The sequence below is a fragment of the Streptomyces sp. WG5 genome, assembly GCF_049974565.1.
Taxonomy (GTDB): Bacteria; Actinomycetota; Actinomycetes; order Streptomycetales; family Streptomycetaceae; genus Streptomyces.
The window spans coordinates 1-559 of the sequence record NZ_JBNGGC010000186.1 but is presented as its reverse complement, the minus strand read 5'-3'; the positions used below and the strand labels follow the sequence as shown (position 1 = coordinate 559).

Genomic DNA, 559 nt, shown 5'->3' with positions numbered 1-559 from the left:
GAGGAGCACAACAATTACGGCGTCGATTTCATCGAAGCCACGCGCTGGATCCGCCAGAACCTGCCGCATGCGCATATTTCCGGGGGCGTTTCGAACCTCTCATTCTCGTTCCGCGGCAACGAGCCGGTGCGCGAGGCGATGCATTCGGTGTTCCTGTATCACGCCATCAAGGCCGGCATGGACATGGGCATCGTCAATGCCGGGCAGATGGTGATCTATGACGATATCGATCCCGAACTGCGTCAGGTCTGCGAGGACGTCATCCTCAACCGCGATCCCGGCGCGCCGGAGCGGCTGCTGCAACTGGCCGAGAAATTCCGCGGCCAGGGCAAGCAGGTCAAGGAACAGGATCTCGCCTGGCGCGAATGGCCGGTGGAGAAGCGGCTCAGCCACGCGCTGGTCAACGGCATCACTGAATATATCGACGCCGACACCGAGGCCGCACGGCTCACGGTCGAGCGGCCGCTCAACGTGATCGAAGGTCCGCTGATGGCGGGCATGAACATCGTCGGCGATCTGTTCGGCGACGGAAAGATGTTCCTGCCGCAGGTGGTGAAGT

1 protein-coding gene is annotated in these 559 nt (G+C 61.9%); it reads left to right on the top strand.

Annotated features, from left to right (window positions below):
* Positions 1 to 559: B12-binding domain-containing protein (locus tag ACP4IX_RS36535; protein WP_426558986.1), on the top strand; the 559-nt coding region annotated here is incomplete at both ends.